At 64.1% G+C, this 21063-nt stretch carries 16 protein-coding genes; 5 read left to right on the top strand and 11 right to left on the bottom strand.

Annotated elements, in window-relative coordinates; translation table 11 throughout:
• Window positions 1-44: 44 nt before the first annotated feature.
• The 4 genes from ACYQ6J_RS13825 to ACYQ6J_RS13810 form a co-directional block, all read right to left on the bottom strand.
• The gene (locus ACYQ6J_RS13825; protein WP_460184774.1) at window positions 45-1970 is read right to left on the bottom strand and encodes an SHD1 domain-containing protein; all 1926 of its coding nucleotides are present in this window, start codon (window positions 1968-1970) and stop codon (window positions 45-47) included.
• 378 nt (window positions 1971-2348) lie between these two features.
• Window positions 2349-3362 (bottom strand): hypothetical protein, encoded by a 1014-nt coding sequence (locus ACYQ6J_RS13820; RefSeq protein ID WP_460184773.1) that lies wholly within the window; start codon window positions 3360-3362, stop codon window positions 2349-2351.
• 172 nt (window positions 3363-3534) lie between these two features.
• Window positions 3535-5157, bottom strand: coding sequence for a lipopolysaccharide biosynthesis protein (locus tag ACYQ6J_RS13815; RefSeq protein ID WP_460184772.1), 1623 nt, complete (start codon window positions 5155-5157; stop codon window positions 3535-3537).
• The gene (locus ACYQ6J_RS13810) at window positions 5142-6581 is read right to left on the bottom strand and encodes a radical SAM protein (RefSeq protein ID WP_460184771.1); all 1440 of its coding nucleotides are present in this window, start codon (window positions 6579-6581) and stop codon (window positions 5142-5144) included. The genes ACYQ6J_RS13815 and ACYQ6J_RS13810 overlap by 16 nt, the downstream gene beginning before the upstream one ends.
• A 615-nt stretch (window positions 6582-7196) precedes the next feature.
• On the opposite strand from ACYQ6J_RS13810, the gene ACYQ6J_RS13805 reads away from it, so the two are divergent.
• From ACYQ6J_RS13805 to ACYQ6J_RS13795, 3 genes are all read left to right on the top strand, one after another.
• The gene (locus ACYQ6J_RS13805) at window positions 7197-8558 is read left to right on the top strand and encodes a Gfo/Idh/MocA family oxidoreductase (protein WP_460184770.1); all 1362 of its coding nucleotides are present in this window, start codon (window positions 7197-7199) and stop codon (window positions 8556-8558) included.
• 109 nt (window positions 8559-8667) lie between these two features.
• Window positions 8668-9258: a HEAT repeat domain-containing protein gene (locus ACYQ6J_RS13800; protein WP_460184769.1), complete on the top strand. Its 591-nt coding sequence runs from the start codon at window positions 8668-8670 to the stop codon at window positions 9256-9258.
• A 100-nt stretch (window positions 9259-9358) separates the two neighbouring features.
• Complete coding sequence (locus tag ACYQ6J_RS13795) at window positions 9359-12013, top strand: hypothetical protein (protein ID WP_460184768.1); 2655 nt, start codon at window positions 9359-9361, stop codon at window positions 12011-12013.
• 279 nt (window positions 12014-12292) lie between these two features.
• Here ACYQ6J_RS13795 and ACYQ6J_RS13790 read toward each other — a convergent pair whose 3' ends face one another.
• Both ACYQ6J_RS13790 and ACYQ6J_RS13785 read right to left on the bottom strand, forming a co-directional pair.
• Window positions 12293-13744, bottom strand: a complete 1452-nt coding sequence (locus ACYQ6J_RS13790) for an alkaline phosphatase (protein WP_460184767.1) — start codon at window positions 13742-13744, stop codon at window positions 12293-12295.
• A 180-nt stretch (window positions 13745-13924) separates the two neighbouring features.
• Window positions 13925-15403 carry a sulfatase gene (locus ACYQ6J_RS13785; RefSeq protein WP_460184766.1) on the bottom strand — a complete coding sequence of 493 codons (1479 nt, stop codon included), beginning with the start codon at window positions 15401-15403 and terminating at the stop codon, window positions 13925-13927.
• Between the two features lie 301 nt (window positions 15404-15704).
• Here ACYQ6J_RS13785 and ACYQ6J_RS13780 point away from each other — a divergent pair, with 301 nt between their 5' ends.
• Window positions 15705-15917, top strand: coding sequence for a type II toxin-antitoxin system HicB family antitoxin (locus ACYQ6J_RS13780; RefSeq protein WP_460184765.1), 213 nt, complete (start codon window positions 15705-15707; stop codon window positions 15915-15917).
• On the top strand, window positions 15914-16138 hold the full coding sequence (locus ACYQ6J_RS13775; protein WP_460184764.1) for a type II toxin-antitoxin system HicA family toxin: 225 nt from the start codon (window positions 15914-15916) through the stop codon (window positions 16136-16138). The genes ACYQ6J_RS13780 and ACYQ6J_RS13775 overlap by 4 nt, the downstream gene beginning before the upstream one ends.
• A 100-nt stretch (window positions 16139-16238) precedes the next feature.
• Here the strand turns inward: ACYQ6J_RS13775 and ACYQ6J_RS13770 are convergent, their stop codons facing one another.
• The 5 genes from ACYQ6J_RS13770 to ACYQ6J_RS13750 all read right to left on the bottom strand — a co-directional run bounded on the left by ACYQ6J_RS13770 (window position 16239) and on the right by ACYQ6J_RS13750 (window position 20960).
• Window positions 16239-17723 (bottom strand): hypothetical protein, encoded by a 1485-nt coding sequence (locus tag ACYQ6J_RS13770; RefSeq protein WP_460184763.1) that lies wholly within the window; start codon window positions 17721-17723, stop codon window positions 16239-16241.
• A 374-nt stretch (window positions 17724-18097) separates the two neighbouring features.
• The gene (locus ACYQ6J_RS13765; protein ID WP_460184762.1) at window positions 18098-19066 is read right to left on the bottom strand and encodes a hypothetical protein; all 969 of its coding nucleotides are present in this window, start codon (window positions 19064-19066) and stop codon (window positions 18098-18100) included.
• A 16-nt stretch (window positions 19067-19082) separates the two neighbouring features.
• Entirely contained in the window at window positions 19083-19214 is a 132-nt protein-coding gene (locus ACYQ6J_RS13760) for a hypothetical protein (RefSeq protein WP_460184761.1), read from the bottom strand.
• A 454-nt stretch (window positions 19215-19668) separates the two neighbouring features.
• The gene (locus ACYQ6J_RS13755; protein WP_460184760.1) at window positions 19669-19872 is read right to left on the bottom strand and encodes a Flp family type IVb pilin; all 204 of its coding nucleotides are present in this window, start codon (window positions 19870-19872) and stop codon (window positions 19669-19671) included.
• 437 nt (window positions 19873-20309) lie between these two features.
• Window positions 20310-20960, bottom strand: a complete 651-nt coding sequence (locus ACYQ6J_RS13750; RefSeq protein WP_460184759.1) for a tetratricopeptide repeat protein — start codon at window positions 20958-20960, stop codon at window positions 20310-20312.
• Between the last annotated feature and the right edge of the window lie 103 nt (window positions 20961-21063).

Genomic DNA, 21063 nt, shown 5'->3' with positions numbered 1-21063 from the left:
CCGGCGTGAGCCGGTGGTGCGTTCATCATTGAGCCGGCGGCGGCTCAAATCCCGGAAGTCGTGACCTGCGACGTGCCCAGGGTTTGGCCTCCTTGCGGGCGACCCGGAGTCGTGCCTTGCGGCTTTTGCAGGTATTGGGGCAGGGATACGTTGGCGAAGAACGAATAGTCCGGCCCTTTGCTTTTTTCCCGCAGCACGCCTTCCAGGTTTTCACCATCCTTGAGCATCACCACCATGGGGATATTCGTCCCGCGTGATTGCCACACGTCTTTGCCCTCGTATCGAATGCGGACCCAAGCGACGTGTTCGGTGACCTTATAGTCACCCCTCATGTGGAAGGAGACCTCCTTACGTTGGGGCGGATCCACGCCCGCCGCCACCACCACCGGCGCCTGGGAGACCACGCGAATATCCATCGTCGCGAGTTTCTCGGTGAGTGCGTCGCGAACGCGGGCTTGTTCGGCGGCGGGAATCGCCGAGACGTCCAACTGGACCGAGACGCCTTTGCGGAAGATGAACAGATCGGGCTGTTTGAGCGCCTTTTCCAGGGTCTGTCGTGCTGCGGCATGAGGCAATTTGGCGGCTGCCACCGCCCCCGGACCGTTCATTCCGCCCGTCACCAAAAACGTTACGCCGCCCAAGGTCGCTACGGCCTCGGCGCCCGTGTATTGCCACACGTTGACCTGGGTGCCGATCGAGACGAGCGTCTGCCGGTTGAGCAGCACGAAGTCATCGTCCGGCATGATGACCGGGCCGGTGATCGGCACTCCCGACGGCGAGAATTCGGCTTCCAACCGGGCGTCCGCCAGATTCCAAACCACGAGGCCCTTTTGATCCGCGCAGACAAGCTTCTTTCCCGAGGGAGAGAACGCCAAGTTGGGGAAGTTGAGTTGGCGGGGGGCGGCGAGCACCGCGGTCACCTCCCGCTTGGCGACGTCGAGCAGGCACAACCGTTCGCCCATGATAAAGGCCAACCATGCCCGATCGTCGCGGAGGGCGGGAACGCAGGCACCTTGGATCGTGATCTGGGCGACGGGTCGGCAGGTTGCGGCATCCCAAAGCACCAGGTTGCCGCCGCCGCTACAGGTGGCGAACGTTTTGGCATCGAGAAAGGCGGCCCACTTCAGATCACCGTTTCCCGCCCAGGCGTCCGGGTGCGGTCGCCACGAGGCGAGAGGCACGCACTCTTGACCCCGCAAGGCCCAGAGTTCGAGGAGTCCCTGCTTGCCGAAACCGAACTCATCGCTGCGGACCAAGACCTTGCCGCCGTCGTCGTCCAGGGCCAACACGGCCCATTTGCCGGACCGCACGTAGGCGCCCAACCCTTGACCCGACCGGAGATCCCATTTGACCAATCGCGAACTGGCCTCGTTTCCCCCCGGTCGGTCCAAGGCGTAACTCACCACGCCCTGCATGGCGGCGGGATTGATGGCACACCCGTTGATCTTCTCGAAGAAGTCTCGCTTGGGCGGGAGCATGACCGTGCGTTCCGCCACGGTCGGCGCGGCCGCACCGGCGGCCTTGTACTGCCACGTCCCGTCCGCCGGGAGCGACAGCATGGGCACTTGCGACCAATCCACGGTGAAGCCCGTCATATCGGCTGGGGGCGCGGCGGAGGGTGTCGCTCCGCCCGGTGCTGCGCCGGTTCCCGGGCCGGGCATGGCCTCGAACGGGCTTGCCTCGGCGGGTTCAAACGGGTTCTGTTGCTGCAATTGCTCTAAGAATGTGCGATCGTCCTTGCTTAGCTTATCGATCGCGATCCGCAACTTGCCGCCATCCCGCTTCTCCAGGATGACGATCTCGCCTTCCTGCGCCGAAAACCTGGCCTCGACCTTGTAGCGTCCCGAGGCGTCCGTCCATGTGCGAAAATCACCTGCCGATTGGGCGTCTGCGCGGGGAATCGCTGCCAGGAACATCACCGCGCCGACCGCCGAAGCACCAAGGAGAATTCGGCCCGCTGTTCGTCGCATGGTACCCCTCCCGTGCCTTGCGGCACCAAAAAGAAAAGACGGAACCAACCACGTGAGCCGGTGGTGAATCTCGGGTAGCGCCCAGGCACCTCCAGCTTGCGCTGGAGGCTCCATGAACACGTGAAAATAAGCCCTGGAGCCACCGGCGTGAGCCGGTGGTGGATTGTCCAGAGCCACCAGCGTGAGCCGGTGGTGGATTGTCCAGAGCCACCAGCGTGAGCCGGTGGTGGGTCTTGGGTAGCGACGAAACACCTCCAGCTTACGCTGGAGGCTCTTAAAAGGCGCCAAAAACGAGCCCTGGAGCCACCAGCGTGAGCTGGTGGTGTACCTTCTGGAGCCGCCGGCGTGAGCCGGCGGTGGATAAGCCCGGCGATGCCGCTACGCCTGCCACGGGCGCTCGCGATTGCCGATTTTACCAAAGGTCTCCTTAAACATGGCGACGTTCTCGGCGATCTGAAAGTCGAACATGCCGACGATCACGAAATCGGCGCCGTTGCGGAGCACGTAAGGGAAGGCCACGCGGGGATGCAAGGCTCCCGCCGCCAGCACCTTGAACGCGAACCACGGCTTGTTGACGCTCTTGAAGAACTCCGAGGTCTCCGTGGGATTGATGCACCACATGTTGTCGAAGTAGGTGCCGGCCTCTCCGTTACGGGGCAGATACCAGCACCATTCCTGCCGCTTGTCCTCCGGCGAGGCCGACCAGTATTGATCGGTGTGGAAGGTCTTGACGTAGAACTGGGCGCCGACGTTTTCTTTTTCGCAGGCCTTGGGGGTTTCGAGGGAGTGGCTGCCGATACCCGCCGGCACGCCCGCCTCTTTGATCAGTTCCATGCACTTGGCCAAGACATCGACGCGGCCGGCCATGGTCAAGCGGTCGGTCATCTCGCCGTGGGTGTAAAGCAGGGTGGCGCCGCGGTCGATGAGGTGGGCGATCTCGGCGCGAACCTTGGCTTCGTCGGGTTCCGGGTGGATGCAGACCAGCGACTGCATCTTGCCGCCGCGTTCCTTGTTGTAGCGATACACCAACTCCATGCAGGCGGGATCGTTTTGGATGGTGTTGATGCCGTGCTGCTCGGCCAAGGCCAAGGTCTCGAAGACCTTGTCGTCGGTATTGTAGGCCTTGAAGAGGCGCGAAACGTACATCAGGTCGCGACTGTGCGCCCAACCGCCGATGAGGTTGCCGCCGATCATCAGCCGACTGACGCGGACGTTGCCGACTTGGCCGTAGGGCATCGAAGCGGGATCTGCCGGCGTCGGGGGCTGGTCGGCCTTTCCGTCTTGCACCGCGGCCAGCAGGATGCGTTCTTCCAGACCCATCATGGCGCCGGAGGCCAAGGCTCCCGCGGTCGCCGTACCCAAAAACCGCCTGCGATCCGATTTCTCGGCCATGCGCACACTCCTCATTACCGAAGGCCAGGGAAAGGTTTGAGCGTTACGGCAACGTCATCCTCGGCCGACCGAAGCGAGAGGTCCGCACCGAAGTCGCCCCCGTTGTCTGTGCCGCATTATATATCGGCATTGCGGAATCCACAATCAGATTTTCGCGAATCCCTCCATAGAGTTAGGGCGGGTCGGACGGAGTCGGCGTCCGCCCGGCGTCTGCGACTTTACCTTCGGCTTGAGGGAGAAATCCGCGGAAGCCTTCGCGGAGATAGTAGCGGAGTTGCCGTCGGCTCAGGAGCAGGTACACGGCCGCGCCGGTGAGGACCTCGACGGGCGCCAGGATCCACGGCGAGGCGGGCCATGCCCACGACCCCGCCGCGTGCAGCGCCAGCACGGGCCCGGCCATGCCGAGCGTGGGCGGCAGGACGTCCTTGACGGGCGTGAGCACGGATGTCCATTCCAGGCCCGCCGTCCGCAAGGCCCAGCCCAGGTACGGCGGAAACAGCACGAGGCAGAACAGAGCGACATAGACCGCGGCGAATAGAAACGCCCCGTCGGGATGCCCCTGAAGCAGCATCATGGCGGCGGTGAAGACGCCGGCGGAGACGACGGCGACGGCCAAACTTCCCAAGGCCATGCGGTCGGCACGCCCCACCGATGAGAAGACGCTGCCCAACACGTTGACGCAGGCTTGAAAAGGGATCATCAGGGCGAAGACGCGCAGGATGGGGCCTGCCGCCGCCCATTCCGCGCCGCCCAGCACCAGCATGACCTCGGGCGCCACAAGGGCCAAGCCGACGCCGCAGGGCAGCATCAGCCAGGCCAAAAAGCGGAGAAACGAGGCGAACCAGCGGCGGTATTCGTGCGGGCGAAATCGGCTTCGGGAAAGCGTGGGCAGCATCACCGTGATTAACGGAGCGGCCACCAGACCCACCGGTTTTTGGGCCAGATTGAAGGCCTGGCCGTAGACGGCCAGGGCCGCCGGTCCCAGCCATGAGCCGATCAGGATCTTGTCCAAGTTGGCCGGAACGAAGAACAGCAAATTGCTGAGCGTGTAATGTCCGCCGAAGGTCAACAAGCCGCGACTGCCGGTATTGCGGAGGACCCAACGCGGCCGCCACGGTTCGACCCACCACGCCAAGAGCGACGTCAGCAGCAACTCGGCGTACTGCTGTACGACCAAGGCCCAAACTCCCCACCCGGCAAAGGCGGCGGCCACCGCCGCGAGTCCGGAGGCGGCCTGGGCGATCAAGCGGATGACCGATAGCGCGCCCAGTCGCAAATGCCGTTGCAGCAGCGCCTGGTGCTGTGCGCCGAGCGTTGTGGCGGGCATGGTGCCGGCCAGGGCGATCGTCAGCGCGAACAGTTGCGGTTCGCCGTACAGCCGCACCATCAACGGCGCGGCGCTCGCTACGGCAACGGCGCCCAATACGCCCAGGATTTGATTGACCCAGAACAGGGCCGAAATCTGGCGGTCGTCCAAGCGTCTTTGCTGGATGGCCGCCACGTCCAGGCCCGAGTGAATGAGGATGCGGACCAGCACCAGCAGCGGCGCCGCCATGCCCATCCAGCCGTAGGGGATTAACCCTAATTGACGCAACAGGAGGCCGAGAAAGATCAGCGATAGCAATTGGGAGGCGACCTGCGCGAGGAAAACGGCCGATCCGCCGCGTCGCACGGCCTGTCGGATGGCATCGCTGGAAAGCTCGGGCTGCAATGCCGTCCTCCCGCCGTCTTCGCTCGCCTGAAACCTCGTCGCCGGCGGTCGCGCCGCTCCGTGCCGCGTTACGCGCTTTCCCAAACCACCGCGAGTCCCTGCCTCCGCAAGGCTTGGACGACCTGCTCGGCGGGTCGCTCGTCGCCGACGGGAAACTGCTCGCCGCCGGTCACGCTCCGCCCCGCCGCGCGATCGCCGTATCCGCCCGGCGCCGTACTGCTGCCCGCGGATAGCTGGGTGACGCACACGCCCGCCAGAAGCTCGCGAAGGGCGGCGGTCTCTCGCGTGGAGAGGACCAACTCCGCGTCCGGCAACGCATGACGCAGCCCGCAATACAGCCGAATGAACGTCTCGTCGTCGACGGGGTGCGGCACGGTGAAGCCTTCCGGCGGGCAATGCAATCGCGGCAAGCTGACCGCCAACGTACAACGGGGAAACCGCCGTCGCAAGTACTCGGCGTGGCGGACCAAAGCGCGGGCGTCTTCGAGAACCGGCGCCGTTCCCAGCAGAATCCCCAAGCCCAACCTGCGGATGCCGCCTTCCGCGGCGCGCTCCAAGGCCTCCAGCCGCCAATCGAAGTGGGTCTTCGGCCCGCGGGGATGGAGCACGGCGTAGCGGTCGAAATCGTACGTCTCTTGATACAGGGTGACTCCCAGCACGCCCGCCGCCGACAGTCGAGCGTAGCCCGAGGTGGACTGCGCCGCGATCTCGACGGCCCATTGCGCGGCGAATCGCCGCCGTAACGCCTCCACGACGGAAACGTAGTAATCGACGCCGGTCCATCGCGGATAATCGCCCGCCACCAGCAGGATGTGCCGCATGCCCTGGGCCGCCAGGTATTCCGCCTCCTCTACGGCTTGCCGGGGCGTCAAGTGAATCCGCGTGGTGGGATTGTCGTACTTGAAGTGGCAATAAAGGCAGTGATTGACGCAATAGCTGGAAAGATACAACGGCGCGTAGAGCAACACGCGGTGCCTCGCCGACTTTTCCGACGCATTGCCCGAATCGCCGGGGAAGTGCTCTTCCGTCACACGCCGCGCGGATTCCGTCAGCTCCTCCAAAGGCATCGCCGGGTCCAAGCAACGCTCCAGTCGTCGGACGGCGTCCGCGGCGAAGTCGGGATTCCACAATGAGCGTCGGGCCTGCCGACCGCCGGGCGTACGTCGGCCTACCAGCACGGCGTACATGCGGTCGAGTTCGTCCGCCGCTCGAAGGTCCTCGTCACTCAGCGCCGCCGCTCGTTCGTTGAGGAGTTGATAGCGGAGGCGCTCCAGGCGATCGACTATACTCGATTCCGCCGTCCGTGATCCGCGCGATGCCGCCTCATCGTCGCCGCGCGAAAATGGCGGCGAGTCGTCCGAATTGCCGCCGGGTTCCAACGCATCCAACCGGGAGCGCACTTCGCCCAAAAGCTCGAGGTGACGCACAGCGTGGGCGTCGTACCGGGGGAGGTACGATTCCAGGAACTGCCACGAAAAGGCGGGAGAATCGGTCAGGGAGAACGGCATCTTCGGGTATCGGGCGACCGGCGCTCATTCGAAAGGGACGCCAAGCAATCCACGGCGATCTTGGCGGGGATGATTGTTTCATTTTATACCGGACCCCAAGCTTCGAACCACGGGCGTCGCGGGGAGCAGCGTCACATGGGTTAGTAGCACTTCCACCACCAGCTTACGCTGGTGGCTCTAGCTGGTGGCTCGCGGGAGTGACACTGGAGCCTCGGGCGTAAGCCCGAGGTGTTGCGGCGCTACCCAAGATTCCACCACCAGCTTACGCTGGTGGCTCAGAGAATCGCACACACCACCAGCTTACGCTGGTGGCTCTTAGGGTTTGCGCGATGGCGTCGGGAAAAATGAAGACCCCGGCGCGATTGGCGCCATTGACATAATTGGAGTGACGTAATTGGAGCCGCCGGCGTGAGCCGGCGGTGGAAAACTTGCGCATCGCCTTCGTGCGATTCATGGCGCGATGGGCGTTATCGATGCGTAATGCTTGCGACGGGTGATGGGCCGTGTTAACCTCATGGGGCGACTTGCGGCATCGTCGCCGCGACGTCGTTCGTGCATGATTGCTTGCGACGGCAAGCGAGCTTACTGAACCATCAAGAATCGGGAGGTCCTTCCGTGACTCGAAAAGAACGCGACCTTGTCGCCCGCCGCACGTTTCTGCAAGCGGCGGGAACCGCGGCGGGTGCCGCCATCGCGGTGCCGCAATGGATTTCGCCGCACGCCTTGGCATCGCAAGGCAAGCCCGGCGCGAACGAACGGGTTCGCGTGGCGCACATCGGCGTGGGCGGGCGCGGTGCCTCGTTGTATCGGGAAATGGGCGGCCTCCGCGAGCGGGGGCTATGCGAACACGTGGCCGTGTGCGACGTCGACGACCGCCGACTGGAAGCGGCCTCCAAGTTGGTCGGACCGCAGGCCGACGTCTATCGCGATTACCGTTACATTTTGGAACGCAAGGACGTGGACGCCGTGGTCATCGGCACGCCCGACCACTGGCACGCCGTGCAGTTCGTCCACGCGGCCGAGTGCGGCAAGCACATCTACTGCGAGAAACCGGCCTGCTGCACCATCGAGGAAGGCAAGGCCATGGTCGCGGCCGCTCGCAAAAACAAAATCGCCAGCCAAATCGGCTCCCAGGGGCGATCGCAACCGGAGGCCTATCTGGCGCATCGCTACCTGGTCAACGGGAACATCGGGCGGATCAGTCGGGTCGATTGCTGGCACTATCCCAGCCCGGTGGATAAGAGCCACACCCCCGACAGCGACCCGCCGCCCGAGTTGGATTGGGACCTGTGGCTCGGTCCGCTCCGCTGGCGACCGTACAACGCCAAGTATTTGCACGGCGTCTTCCGCTGGCTGCTGGAATCCGGCGGGGGGCAAATCCGCGACCGCGGGGCCCACGTGATGAGCTGCGCCATGTGGTGGATGGGCGCCGACGGTACCGGTCCCGTCACCATCGAGGCGTCGGGCACGCCCCCGGAGGAAGGTTTGTGGGACTCGTGCGTGGAGATGCAGGTGACCTACACCTTCAAGGATCCCGACTGGGTCCTCACATGGAATCAGCCCGGCGAACCGGTGCCGCCCGAAGAGCGGACGGGCCGGGAACCCGGCGGTAAGATCAGTCGGCCCGGCTACGGCGCCGTCTATCGCGGCGACAATGGGACCTTCCATCACTGGGGCGGCGACGGCGGGACGTGGATCGAAAAGAAGGCCCGCGAGTGGGTTCCTCCGCCCGGCGCCCAAGACGTCTACAAAAGCCCCGGCCACTTCGAGGACTGGTTCGAGGGCATCTTCACCGGCAAGAAGACGATCATGAACGTGGAAGCCGGGGTCGGGGTCGCCAATCTCTGCGTCCTGGGCAATTTGGCCTATATGTTGGGCCGAAAGCTGCACTGGGACCAGGCCAAGCAGGAGATCGTGGGTGACGAGGAGGCCCGGCGACTGATGGCCCGACCGCAACGCCATCCCTACCACCTGTGACCGCGACGATTGACGCGAATGCGCCGCGGCGGCGAGTCGGTGACCCGTTCGCCGGTCCCCGCGGCAAGGCAATATCCACCGTAAACTTCAACGTGATAGGATACCGGCAATGGAAGAAATGACCGTCGAGAGCCTGCTTCAGGCCCTACAATCGTCCGATCCCTTCGTACGTCGAGATGCGTGGCTGGCCGCGGGCAAGGTGGGACCGACCGCACTGCCCGCCCTCGCCCGACTCGCCGCGGAGGGGGAACTCGAAGTCGCCCGGGCAGCCAATCGCGCCATGTGGCAAATCGTTCGATACGCCGGCGCCCCCGGTCGCGAAATGGTTCGCGGCGCGACCGTCACCGCGCTGGGAGAAGTCATGGGAGGGCTGTCCCCGCAACGTGCCCGAGACGTCCAGCTTGCCCGAGACGTCCTGTGGATGCTCTCCGAGATCGTTCAGGATTGGGAAATCGACCAGGCGATCGGCATCTCGCTGCTGTCGAATCCCGAGTTGAGAGAAGACGCGCGGATGTGTCTCCAGCGGATCGGCGGCGAAAACGCGGTAGCCGTCTTGAAGGCGGGCTACACCCAGGCGGAAGGCGACTTCCAAGCCGCCGTCGCCTGCTCCCTCCGCCGCTTGGGCCAAGACGTCCCCACGCCGCCGTGCCCCAAGCTCCAACCGCGGAAGACGACCTCGGTGAAACCGGTGGGCCGCTGATTCGGCCGTTCCGCGCGGCTTTCCGCGGGCGCACGATTGCGACTCGACTCCAACCGCCGTCTTCGCGCACGCTACAATGCAAGGTAACAAGGAGCGTGCCATGAAGACGACGGTGGAGCGAGCGTATTGGGCGGTAATAGCAGTCACGGCGTTTTTCGGTCTCGCCCTGGGCGCAAGGACCTGCCCGGGCCAACAGATTACGGCGGAGGCCTTCGCCGGACGACCGTTCGGCGTGGGGCGGTTGACCATCCCGGCGGTCCCGGAAATGATGCCGGAACCGCTCGGTTTGGACGGCATCCTGCTGGAGGAATCCGCCGGGCGCGTCTATTATCCCGCCGTCGAGACGCCTTCCCTGGTGGGCGGGTTCTTCGCCGACTTGGTGAACGCCGTCCCTCGGGTCACGATCTACTTCCTGTTTACCGGCGAAGAGCCGCTGGAGTTGACCATCGCCGGTCGGCAACGACTCGGCCTGACGGTGGCCCCGCAACCGGATCCCCGCGGCTACAACCGTCTACTGCGAGCCTGGTGGAAACAATACACCGCGGAACCGGGTCTGCTGGAGCCGAAGTCGGATTACCCGCCGATGGCGGCGAATTACCTCAAATTGATGCTGGCCCAACGGTTCGGCTTGCCCATGCCGCCATTGAGCGGCAAGTCTTGGGAGGAGTGGTTCCGAACGCAATTGGGGCCTGCCCTGAGTACGGAACCGCTCCGCACGGCGATGATGCGAAGTCGATTCGCATCGTCGGAGGCCTTCGCGGGACCGGCCGATTCCCCGCTGCCCGAGCCTTGGCCGGACGAAGCCCCGGGCCTCTCCCCGCCCGCCGAATCAATCGAAATCGAACCGCTGGCACGGCACGTCCCCGCCGAGGCTTTCTATTGCCGCTTCGGCAGTTTCAGTAACTTTTTGTGGCTGCAAGATACGTTGCAGAAATGGGGCGGCGATTTTCAGAATCTGGTGGCGCTGCGGTCGCTGAACTATGAGATCCGCCGCCGCATGGAGCAGCAACTGGTGATCCGGCAGTCGGCCCTGGCGCGGTTGTTGGGCGAGACCGTGGTGGCCGACGTGGCCATCGTGGGCTTCGATCTGTACTTTCAGGAGGGCGCATCGTTCGGCCTGCTCTTCCAAGCCCGCAACAGCGCGCTCTTTGCCACCGACATCCTCCAGCAGCGGAGAGAACGCCTGAAGCGGGGCGACGTGCGGGAGGAGACGTTGACCATCGCGGGCAAGCCTGTGTCTTACCTCCATTCGTCCGACGGCACGGTCCGCTCATACTACGCGGCCGACGGCGACTTCCACCTCGTCACCAGTTCCCGCACGCTGGCGGAGCGGTTCCTGGAGGCCGGGCAAGGCGTGCGTCCCCTGGCCGACAATCCCGAGTTCCGCTTCGCTCGCGGACTGTTTCCCGTCTCGCGGCAAGACACGGCCTTTGTGTACATGTCGCGGGACTTCCTCCGTAAGTTGACCGGTCCGGAATATCGCATCGAGACGCAGCGTCGGGTGCAGGCCCTGGCCGACATGGACCTGCTGGAGTTGGCCTTGCTGGCCGCGGCGGGAGAGGGCCTCGACGTGCGGGATCCCGCCGAATTGGCCGAGCTGGGATTCCTACCGCCTTCCTTCGGTCCGCGGAGCGACGGCGGCAGGGCGGTGCTCGAAAACGGCGTCGTCGTCGATTCTCTGCGAGGACACCGCGGCGCCTTCGTGCCCATCGCCGACATGCCGGTTACGTCGGTCAGCGCCTACGAAACGCAAATGTACCGTGGCTTTCTCGAACATTACGCCACGCAATGGCGGCGACTCGATCCGATCACGGCGGCGGTCCGGCGGGAAAGCGTGGACAAGACCCGCGACCGCATCCTCATCGATGCCCGCATCATGCCCCTTGCCAAGGACAACTTCGATCGCTTGATGCAGTCGCTCGGTCCCGCCGATCGCCTGCGCCACGCCGCGATACCGGGAAACATCGGACAGTTCGAGGTCGTCCTCAACCGCGGGCGAATCTTCGGAGGATTGGCCGACATCGTCCCGCCGATCGAAGTCCGTGACGGGCGGATCGTGCCGACCGGGCGACTCCGCGACGTCATGATCGGGTACATCGGCCAGACGGGGGAACCGGGCACATTGGCGAAGCTCAATCGCACGTTCAGTTCCCGTCCCGACCCTTACGGTTTCAGTCGCGGGCTGTTCGGCCTGTGGCGTCGCGAGATGGAAGGCATGTCGGTGTACTCGTTTCAGTACGAGGTGCTGGCGGCGGTGACCCCGCAATTGCGCTGGGAGGAAACGGACCGCGAGGCCCAAATTCGCCTCAGCCTGGGCGATCCGTCGGCAGCCCAAATCACGCCGCTGCTCAACAGCTACATCTATTGGCGGACCAAACAAACATCGCTGGGAAACCTGCGACTGCTGCGGGATTTTCAGCAACAGTTGCACGTCCCCGCCGAGGATTGCAAGACCGCCGCCGAATTGCTGCTCGACGTGAAACTGCAATGTCCGCTGCAAGGCGAGTACGTCTTGCAAACCGACGAGGGCGGGACGCCGCGGTGGACATCGACGGCCTTCGCCCCCGAGTCCGAGCGGCGGTTCTTGGCAACGACTCCCCCGCCGGGTTTTCTCGCTCCACCCTTGAATTGGCTACGCGGCCTGGAGGTCGAAGCCCTCGTCGCACCGGACGGCGTGACGGCCCATGTGGAGGTCTTAATGGAAACGCCCGCAGAAACGCCCGGCACACCGCGTAAGGACGGTGCTTCTCCATAGTCGCCCACCGGCGCGAGCCTCGCGCGCCAACTGGAGCCTCGGGCGTCAAAAGGAGCGTTAACTGGAGCCTCGGGCGTAAGCCCGAGGTGGAAAGCGCCAAGCGTGAGCGCGAGGCGGAACGCGCTGGGCAGGAGCAAGCCCCCCAACACCACCAGCTTACGCTGGTGGCTCAGAATATCGCGTGCACCACCATCTGACGCTGGTGGCTCAGAACAGCGATTCCACCACCAGCTGACGCTGGTGGCTCTAAATGGCGGCTCTAGGGGTTTCGCCGGGGCGTTACTGACCGGCCCGCAGGGTGGACTCGATCAGGCGGAACACATCGGTATTGTCGATGTAATCACCGGAAAAGCCCCAGATCTTGCCCGCCCGCTCGTCCTTGCCGCGAACGAACTCGCTCAACCGCGCGGCGCCCGATCCCTTGGCGAAGACGGGGACCAGCGAATTGCTGTGACCCGAGTGGTTGTACCGCAGACCGGGCATGTTGCCCGCCCCGGCGTCCACGATGGGCTGGAAGGGCTGGACGTCGGACTCCGGCCCCCAGGGCAATCCGCAGTCGTGATCGGCCGTCAGAATGACCAGCGTTTCATCCCAGGAACTGTGCTTTTCCACCCAATCGCAAACCGCTTGAACGGCGGCCAGGAAGTCGGTTTGCTCCTCGATCATGCGGGCTTCCTGATTGGCATGGTTGGCCCAATCGACCGCCCCGCCCTCGATCATCAGGAAGAAGCCGTGCGGGTTGTTATCCAGCACGTTCAAGGCAGCCCGCGTCATGAGTTCCAGCGTGGGGACGTTCTGATTCTTGGGGTTCTCGAAGGGCTTCGACTTGAAGATCGCCTCCTTGACCAATCCCAGGGCGCCGCCGCGACCCTGCTGAAGCGTAGTGGCGACTTGGGCCGTGCCGACGACCTTCGCGGGCGTATCCCCCTGGGTCAGTTGCGCGAACTCTTCCACGGTTTGAACCAGCGTCCAACCGCTGGGATGCCGGCCGGAAGTCAACTTGTCCCACACTTCGCGCCCGCCAACGTATTGGCAATCCTTGTCCGACGGATCGTCCGTTTTCTTGCGACCGTCGTTATCGTAGCAGGGATGGCCCGCCCCCATGATGACCTGGAGGTAATCGGCGCCGAGCATTTCGCGGGCGATCTCGGCGTAATTGTTGCGGCTGACGTTGTGCGCGCCGCCAAGGGTGGCGGGGGTGGCGTGCGACCACTGGACCGACGTCACGACGCCGGCCGATTTTCCCAAGCCGTGGGCGATCTCAGGCAGCGTCTTGCCGGTCATCGGTTGGTCGTCGTCCGTCCAATTAATGGCGTTGTTGTACGTCTTGATTCCCGTGGCCAAGGCGGTCCCGGCGGCGGCGGAGTCCGTGGCCGTGCTCTTCAGGTAGCGATAGCCGGTCTCGGCGTCCCAGGCCTTGGCCGGATCGTAAACGACCGCCTCGTCCTGCTTGCCCGATTTCTTTGGCTTGCTGCTGGTATTGAGGGGAAACGTCGTGCACGCGACCTGGAACCAGCCCTCGCCTTGATAGATTTCCTTTCCGTGCCGACCGTGGTAGAACTCGGTCGCCAACCAACTGTTGAAGCCCGCCCCGTCGGCGATCATCAAAATGACGTTCTTCGGCTGCTTGGCGGCGGCCGCGCCGTCTTGGCCGAAGACTCCGGCGCACCAGAAGAGGAAGACGGCCGGCACCAAGGCCGGCACGACGAATCGAGTTCGAACGCGCTGCATGGAAAACCTCCGGGGTAACGACACTGAGCAACACGACGTCTTGGATGAGCGGGTGCCGGGACACGTTGCGGAGACGCGGCCAACTTCGACCGTTCCGGTCCGCTCGGAGTCTATTGTACGTATTTGGGCAGGGGAGAGTGTTAGAAAACCGTTAAAAACTCTTTGGTTGGGCGGGAAGGCTCACCGGCGACGCGCGGCCCGCCCGCTAGGCGCGTTGGGATCGAAGGCGGGGTTCTCGGTGGGATATCGGGCGCCGACCTCTTGCCGCCACGCGCCGAGACGCTCCGCGAGCGCCGCGGTCTCGGCAGGCCGACTTGCCGCCAAGTCGCGCGTTTCGCCGATGTCGGCCTCCAGATCGTACAACTCCCGTCGGTGATCCTCGTACCACTCGATCAGCTTCCATTTGCCCAATCGCACGGCGGCGGAGGGCGCTCCCCCTTGGTTGCCGTAGTGGGGGTAGTGCCAAAAGAGCGGTCGTTCGGCGGGCGATGCTTGACCGGTCCACAACGGCACCAGGCTGCGCCCGTCCACGCCGGATTCCCCGTCCAAGGCGACCCCCGCCACTTCCGCCACGGTGGGGTAGAAGTCGATGCCGCAGACGGGCGTAGGGTTGACGGTCCCGGCGGGGACGACGCCCGGTTGCCGGACGATGAACGGCACGCGGATGCCGCCTTCGTACATCCAGCCCTTGCCGCCGCGCAGGGGCAGGTTGGAGGTCGGCCAGCCTTCGCTGGTGGAAAGCCCCCCGTTATCGCTGGTGAAGATCACCAGGGTACGTTCCGCCAGATGGAGTTCATCCAGCTTATCGAGCACGGTGCCGACCGCTTGATCCATGGCCTCCACCATGCCCGCGTAAACCGCGTGCTCTTGAACCAACCGCACATCCCGCTCGCCCTCGCGCCCCCACTTTGCTTCCAGGCCGAGCGCGGCCCGTTTTTGTTCGTACTTTTGCCGCAGGTCTTCGCGGGCCATCAGCGGCGTGTGCACCGAGTGGAAGCAAAGTACCGCCAAAAAGGGGCGGTCGCGGTGGTTCTCGATGAATTGGGCGGTCTCGCGGGCGAGTCGGGCGGGCAAGTGTTCACCGGGCGGTCCGTCCGGCAGGCGCGGGTTGCCGTACGGGGAAAAGTACTTGTTCCCGCCGTAAGGCCCGCCGCGATCGATTCCGCCCAAGTTGAAGTCGAATCCCTGATCCTCGGGCCAATAGCCCTCCGGGCCGAGGTGCCATTTTCCGGCGAAGAACGTGGCGTAACCGGCCCGGTGCGCAAGTTCGGCCAATGTGCGTTCCTCGAGGGCCAGTTGCGTTTGGTACGCGGCGGGCAGCAGGCGGGTGTTGCGTTTCCAACCGTCGGGCTGAGGGGCGCCGATGTAATCGGTGATGCCCGTCCGCTGCGGCCACTTGCCCGTCATGATGGCCGCTCGACTGGGCGAGCACACGGGGCAGGCCGCGTAACCGTCGCTGAATCGCATGCCCTCCGCCGCCAAACGGTCCACGTTGGGGGTTTCATAAAAACTGCTGCCGTAGCACCCGACGTCCGTCCAGCCCAGGTCGTCGGCGACGATCAGCACCACATTAGTGGGCGGGGGCCTATCTTGTGCCGCCGCCGAAACCGCCAATGCCAGGACCGGAATCCACGCCGCCACGCCGCGAAGCAGAGTCATGATGCCTCCTCGATTTTCATTCTTTCGCACGCTCGGCGAAGCCTCGCGCCGCCCCTCGCCTCTCCGCCTAAATATCCCCCAACAGTTCGAGTTGGTAGAGTCGGGCGAAGACTTTGAGCGTGGGCGTCAATCCGAAAGTGCGTTGACAGTCGTACGCCCCCTCAATATACAATCGAATAGGCCCTAAATCGAGTTTCGCACCGCGCTGAAACACGGCGGCGGGGGCAACGCTCCCCTGTCGTCCGGTCTGTCCATCAGAGCGAATCTCGACGTAATCCGGCGTATTCGCGGAGGAATCCCCGTGCGTTATCGAGTCTTGATCGAACAAGATGAAGACGGCGTCTTCGTCGCGGAAGTTCCCGCCCTCCCCGGTTGCATCTCGCAGGGAAAGACCCGCTCGGAAGCGATCGAGAATATCAAAGAGGCCATCGCCGGATACCTGGAGAGTCTCGAGGCTCGCCGCGAACCGGTGCCCCCTTCGATATCCGAAGAGGTCGTCGAGGTCAACTTGTGAATCCGTTGCCCGTGGTATCAGGTCGCGACGTTGCGCGGGCGTTGGAAAAAATCGGGTACGTCCTGGATCGGCGGCGCGGCAGTCACATGATCCTGCGGCAAGAACAGGCGCCCCATCGGCGATTGACGATCCCCGATCACAAGGAACTCGCGAAAGGGACGCTTCGCGCCATTCTTCGGCAGGCCGGTCTGACGGTCGAAGATTTTCAAGCTCTGCTCTAGTGCGGAGCGGTACACGTCGGACGCGATTCAAACTCGCCGAGGGGATGGGGCTTCTTCCCGAAGGACCGCCCCCTTACCGGTCGTGCGACGCGGTTCCGGCCTAAATATTCCCCAACAGTTCGAGTTGGTAGAGTCGGGCGAAGACCTTGAGCGTGCGGGCGTCGCCCGGCGTGCCGCAGAACAGGATCGGATGGACGCCCGGGTAGATGTCGCACACGTCTTGCACGCGGTCGATCTCCACCAGCACCCGGGTGGCGCACCCTCCGGCGGGCGGACAGGTCGGAGAACCCAGCGACCGTCCCGTCCAACAGCAGAGCTGTTTCCGTCCGCTGTAGTATTTGGTCAAGATGACGGGTTCGTTTTCCGGCCACTGCACGTCGAGCGCCGCCGTCTTGGGCATTTGATGGAAGAAGGGGCGAATCATGAACGGCCGAGCGGGACCCTCCGGCCCGTGCAATTTGGCCGCACATGTGCAATGGGCGCCGAAATAACGGTTCTCGCTGGTGTCGAACTCGGGATTGTGCATGAAGCCCGCCCGGTCCCACAGCCAACGCCCCAGCATCTGCGTCAACGTCCCGTCCAACTGATTCTCGCAACCGCAGGGGATCAGATCGCCGTTGTTGATTCCGAAACTGACGCACGGCTTGCGGTGCTTGAGGAACAGGCACTCGATGGTGATGGCGTCGGCGCCGTAGCGGTTCATGATTTCTCGGACTGCGCGGTGGGCGCGGAACGCGTCTACGCAGTATTCGTCGCTGACGTCGCGGACCTCCGCGGCTTCAGCCTTCCACTGCATGGCCTCGCGGACCAAGGCATCGTCGGCGGGGACGGCGTCGAAGATGTCGTTGAAGACTTGGGCGGGCACGGTCACCACCTCGGTCCCCAAGTCCGGTTCCACGACCTGAGTCATTTCCTCCACTCGCCCGGTGACGCGAAGCAACCGACTCTGAGCCAGCATCTTCTTCGCCCGAACGGCGCGGAGTCCCCGCTCGATTTCCGCCCAATTCTCGATCGAATGGATGTAAAACAGGCCCGGTGTGTTGCGGAGGGCTTCCGACGGCAATTGGTGGTTGGAGCCGACGGGCTGATACACGATGGCCGCCGGCGCCGCCTCGGTCGCGATGCGAAACGACCACGGCGCGAAGGTATTCCAAAAATTGACGACCAAGACGGCGTCGGGGGCGGAGGCCTTGACGGCCTCGATGTATTGGGCCACCGCCGCTTCCTGATACAGGGCCTTGGGGGCGAACTCCGCGACGATACCCAGCCTCGCTGCGATCTCGCGAATTTGGGCCGTAAAACGCTCCTCTTGCCGCTCCGGTTCGAATTGATTGCCCGGCCAAGTGAACCACTGATGCACCCGCCAAGAATCCTCGTTCCGTCCCGCCAGCACGACCTCGGCGGGCGGATAGAGAAAGACCACGGCCACCCGGGCGGGCTTCTTCTCTCGCGGCGGCAATACTGCGGCCTCCTCTCCCGGCGCAGCCTGGGCGAACAGTCCGCTCAACGCCGCCGCCGTTCCCGCCGTTCCGCTTGCCGCGAGAAACGTCCGTCTGAGGATTTCCCCTTCGCAAGATTCGCACATCGCCGGTTCGCCTTTGTCCCATCGACCCGTTTTGACGCAACTCGCCGCTCGATTCCGACGAGCGTTTCCCGAATCGGCCGCTCCCACGACCTCGCCCCAATGGTAGTAGCCCTGGTAACCAGCGTCAATCTTGCCGCTTTTTCGAACCCGCCCGCCGATGCCGTTCCGGCATCGCGCCGAGACCGTTGAAAGCGAGGCAAACACCGTCCCGCGTGGGCGCGAAAAAAGCCCGCCTTGAGGATTTCCCCAAAGCGGGCCGGTTTAATCGGAAAGGACTGCTGACCCTTTACCGCTCCGCCTGCCCGAACCGATTATGCACGGCAAAGGACCGCGCCGAGTCTCGGCACTGAAGGCGAGCGGGAACTGAGCGGGCTTCAGCTATCGCAGCAAACGTCGCCCACGACCTTCCGATGAAGCAAGTGGTGAGCACGAACCGGCACCGTGACCGTTACCGGAACTCGCTTGCAAACGCGAACCGGCACTTGCTTTTCCACCACGCACGGGACCATCACCGTGCACTTCTTCACGACCGGTTCGACGACCTTCTTGCAAACGGTCACTTGCACCGGTCGCACCACCTTCTTCGGCACGCAAACGGTGTATTGGCACTGCTTGACGCACTCCTGCTTCTCCCAGTGGCAAACCTTCACTTCGCAGGTTCGCTTTTCGGGAACGCAGACCACGCGGGTGTACTCGCAAGGCTCTTCCACCCACTGCGGACGCAGGCAGGTGACCTCGACCTCCTTGATCACCGGCTTGGAGACCCAAACCTTGCAGGTCGCGGCAGGCGGAGCACAGGCGTCGGGCGTGGGCGGGCAGCAGGCCGTCACGACACGCCGGTGATGATGACCGCGAATGGTGCACCCCGGTTGGCACGGACGTTCCTCCCAACCGCCTTCATCGACGCAGATTTTCCGCGTCTCCTTCACCGGCACCATCTTGCAGACCTTACGGGTGCCTTGCACCTTTTCGCACTTGGGAACCATGACCGTGTACTCACGCGTCACTGTTTGCCACACCGGTTTGCACACGGTGTAGCGAACCTCCTTCGTGCGGGTCTCCGTGGTCCACTCGATGCACTCCTTTTCCACGGTGGTGGTCTCGGGGACCAGTTTCACCACCTGGACCGTGTATTCCTTTTCTTGCGGGACGTACTCCACGCAACGCACGGTCCGCATTTCGGTGCACACCTGACGTACCCAAACCGTTTTCTGGACGCAGGGAACGACCGGTTTGCAGGCCGGTGCACACGCGGGGGCGCAGGCATCCTGCGCCGAGGCGACGCCGATCGGCAACAGTAGCCACGCCGCGGCCGCCAAAAACAACACGCTACGCTGGGTCATGACATCCTCCTCCTTCTCAGAAATCCCCCAAGGAATTCAGCGGCGCCATGGGGTCGAAAACGCCGCTCACCACGGAACCGATTCCCCCCAACTTGAGACTGCACCCGATCAATCGGCGCAAAACAGCGGGCCGAAGGCGATGGGGCATCCTGCGGGATATTTTCGCCTACGCAACCTCGGCCTCTCCTCTAGACGGCGTATACCTTCGCCAATCAGAAAATCTTGCCCTGTTTTTCATTGCCTATCATAGGGGGCGCGTTCCGGGCTGTCAATAAGCCGCTGGGGTGAATTCGGACCTCCGCCATTTTCCCAAAAAGGAGCGTGTAGGCTTCGGGAGAAGATCGCTCCGGCAGGCGACGGGGGACGTCTCTGAAGGTTCGTCCGGCTTGGGCGCACGCCCCCACCGCCGGCTTACGCCGGCGGCTCACGGTGCCGCATCTTTTACAACAAATGTTTCACAGCCGCCGGCGAGCCAAGCGAAATCGTGGAGCCGCCGGCGTGAGCCGGCGGTGTAAGCCGGCGGTGGAGGAACCGCCATGTTCCCAGGGCCGTGCTCCGTGGCTGGAGAGATCCGCGCGATCTTTCGCTGCGAGAAACGGTCTTTACGGCATGAAACCCACGGCTTGCAGTTTGCCGAGTATCCCCGACCACAAGCCGCCCGTTTCGCTGCCGAAAGTGCCGATGGCGCCCAGGGCCGTCAGAAGAATCAGGCCGAGCATGACGGCGTACTCCACCGTCGTGGCGGCGTCTTGTTCAAGGAGGAGCTTGCGTACCTTTGCCGAGAGACGAGCAGGAAAGCGAGACATCGTGGAAATTCCCATTCGGCGGCGAGGAGCGATGCTTGCGACGGTCCGTCGCGGCGTTTCTCCGCGGCGGGCGGCGTTGGGGCGTCGCCTCGCAACATCGTCCCGGGCGGTCGGCCCGAGACGCCGGAAAACCTTTGGAGCGAATATAGTAGAAGTCGAAACCCTTCCGCGACCCGACGCAAACCAATCCGCCGGGACGCATTTCCTGGAGAAGCACCCACACCATTCTCAGCCGAGAGACGTCGCCGGGATGAGGCGTGCGGACGACGCCGAGCACGGGAACCCTCTCCGGCTGATCTTTGAGAGAGTCCCTCATTGAAACTCTAGGTCACCGGCGGCGCGAGTCAAATGCGGCGGATCGCTTGGATCGAACGGCGGCGTGAGGAGGCGACGGCCGGGTGCGCCGGGTGGTCGCTTGGCCAAGACGATTCGGACCCTCAGCGAAGAAGAGACCGATCGGCGGCGGGGGCGGAAAATCCCCCGCGCTTCGGCGCGGCTTGCGCCAAGCGGACTTGAGATTCCAGAGTGGCCGCCCGGGCGGCCAATTCCGGTTGCCGCGGGTTGAATTGCAGCGACTGTTGGTAGCTGACCAGCGCCAACTCCCGTTCGCCCGAGATTTCGCGGAGGTGCCCCAACGCATTCATGGCGCGGACGTTCCGCGGATCGATCGCCAAGGCCTCGGTCAGGTAGCGTTTGGCCGTCGCCGTGTCGCCCGATTCCTCGTACAACCGCGCCAATTCGATCCGGGGATCGGCGAGATCGGGCCGCCGCAACATCCAGTCTTGCATCAGTTGGAAGGCCTCGGCCGATCGCCCCTGGCGGACCAAAAGCACGGCCAAACCGCGGTGCCCCGCCGTGTGATCCGGCGACTTGCCGAGACACAGGCGGTAGTATTGTTCGGCTTTGGGGAATTCCTCCGGGCGGCGATAGACTTCGCCCATGCGGTGATACACCGCCGCGATGTTGTAGTACGCGTCGGCGTCGTTGGGGTCATAGACCAGGGCCTGGCCGAATTGCTGAAGGGCCTCTTGATAACGGGATTGCTGGTAAAGCCGCACACCCTGAGCGTTGAGAGATGACGCGCTCATGCCGGCGCATCCGGTCAGGCACGTGGCGATCGCGGCGCATGCGGCCCAAGCGCCCAGGGCGAACCCAAGCGTCGCGCCGCCGTGTGTTCGGTTCGATCTCAGA

This window comes from Thermopirellula anaerolimosa (assembly GCF_054657335.1).
Note: the sequence above shows the minus strand (reverse complement) of the source record. Positions and strands in the feature narration are given on the sequence as shown.

Coding starts and splice junctions, on each gene's coding strand:
- ACYQ6J_RS13755 (WP_460184760.1), bottom strand. CDS start 19,872: ATGTCTCGCTTTCCTGCTCGTCTCTCGGCAAAGGTACGCAAGCTCCTC.
- ACYQ6J_RS13785 (WP_460184766.1), bottom strand. CDS start 15,403: ATGACTCTGCTTCGCGGCGTGGCGGCGTGGATTCCGGTCCTGGCATTG.
- ACYQ6J_RS13810 (WP_460184771.1), bottom strand. CDS start 6,581: ATGCCGTTCTCCCTGACCGATTCTCCCGCCTTTTCGTGGCAGTTCCTG.
- ACYQ6J_RS13760 (WP_460184761.1), bottom strand. CDS start 19,214: ATGCCCCATCGCCTTCGGCCCGCTGTTTTGCGCCGATTGATCGGGTGC.
- ACYQ6J_RS13765 (WP_460184762.1), bottom strand. CDS start 19,066: ATGACCCAGCGTAGCGTGTTGTTTTTGGCGGCCGCGGCGTGGCTACTG.
- ACYQ6J_RS13795 (WP_460184768.1), top strand. CDS start 9,359: ATGAAGACGACGGTGGAGCGAGCGTATTGGGCGGTAATAGCAGTCACG.
- ACYQ6J_RS13825 (WP_460184774.1), bottom strand. CDS start 1,970: ATGCGACGAACAGCGGGCCGAATTCTCCTTGGTGCTTCGGCGGTCGGC.
- ACYQ6J_RS13750 (WP_460184759.1), bottom strand. CDS start 20,960: ATGAGCGCGTCATCTCTCAACGCTCAGGGTGTGCGGCTTTACCAGCAA.
- ACYQ6J_RS13800 (WP_460184769.1), top strand. CDS start 8,668: ATGGAAGAAATGACCGTCGAGAGCCTGCTTCAGGCCCTACAATCGTCC.
- ACYQ6J_RS13790 (WP_460184767.1), bottom strand. CDS start 13,744: ATGCAGCGCGTTCGAACTCGATTCGTCGTGCCGGCCTTGGTGCCGGCC.
- ACYQ6J_RS13820 (WP_460184773.1), bottom strand. CDS start 3,362: ATGGCCGAGAAATCGGATCGCAGGCGGTTTTTGGGTACGGCGACCGCG.
- ACYQ6J_RS13770 (WP_460184763.1), bottom strand. CDS start 17,723: ATGTGCGAATCTTGCGAAGGGGAAATCCTCAGACGGACGTTTCTCGCG.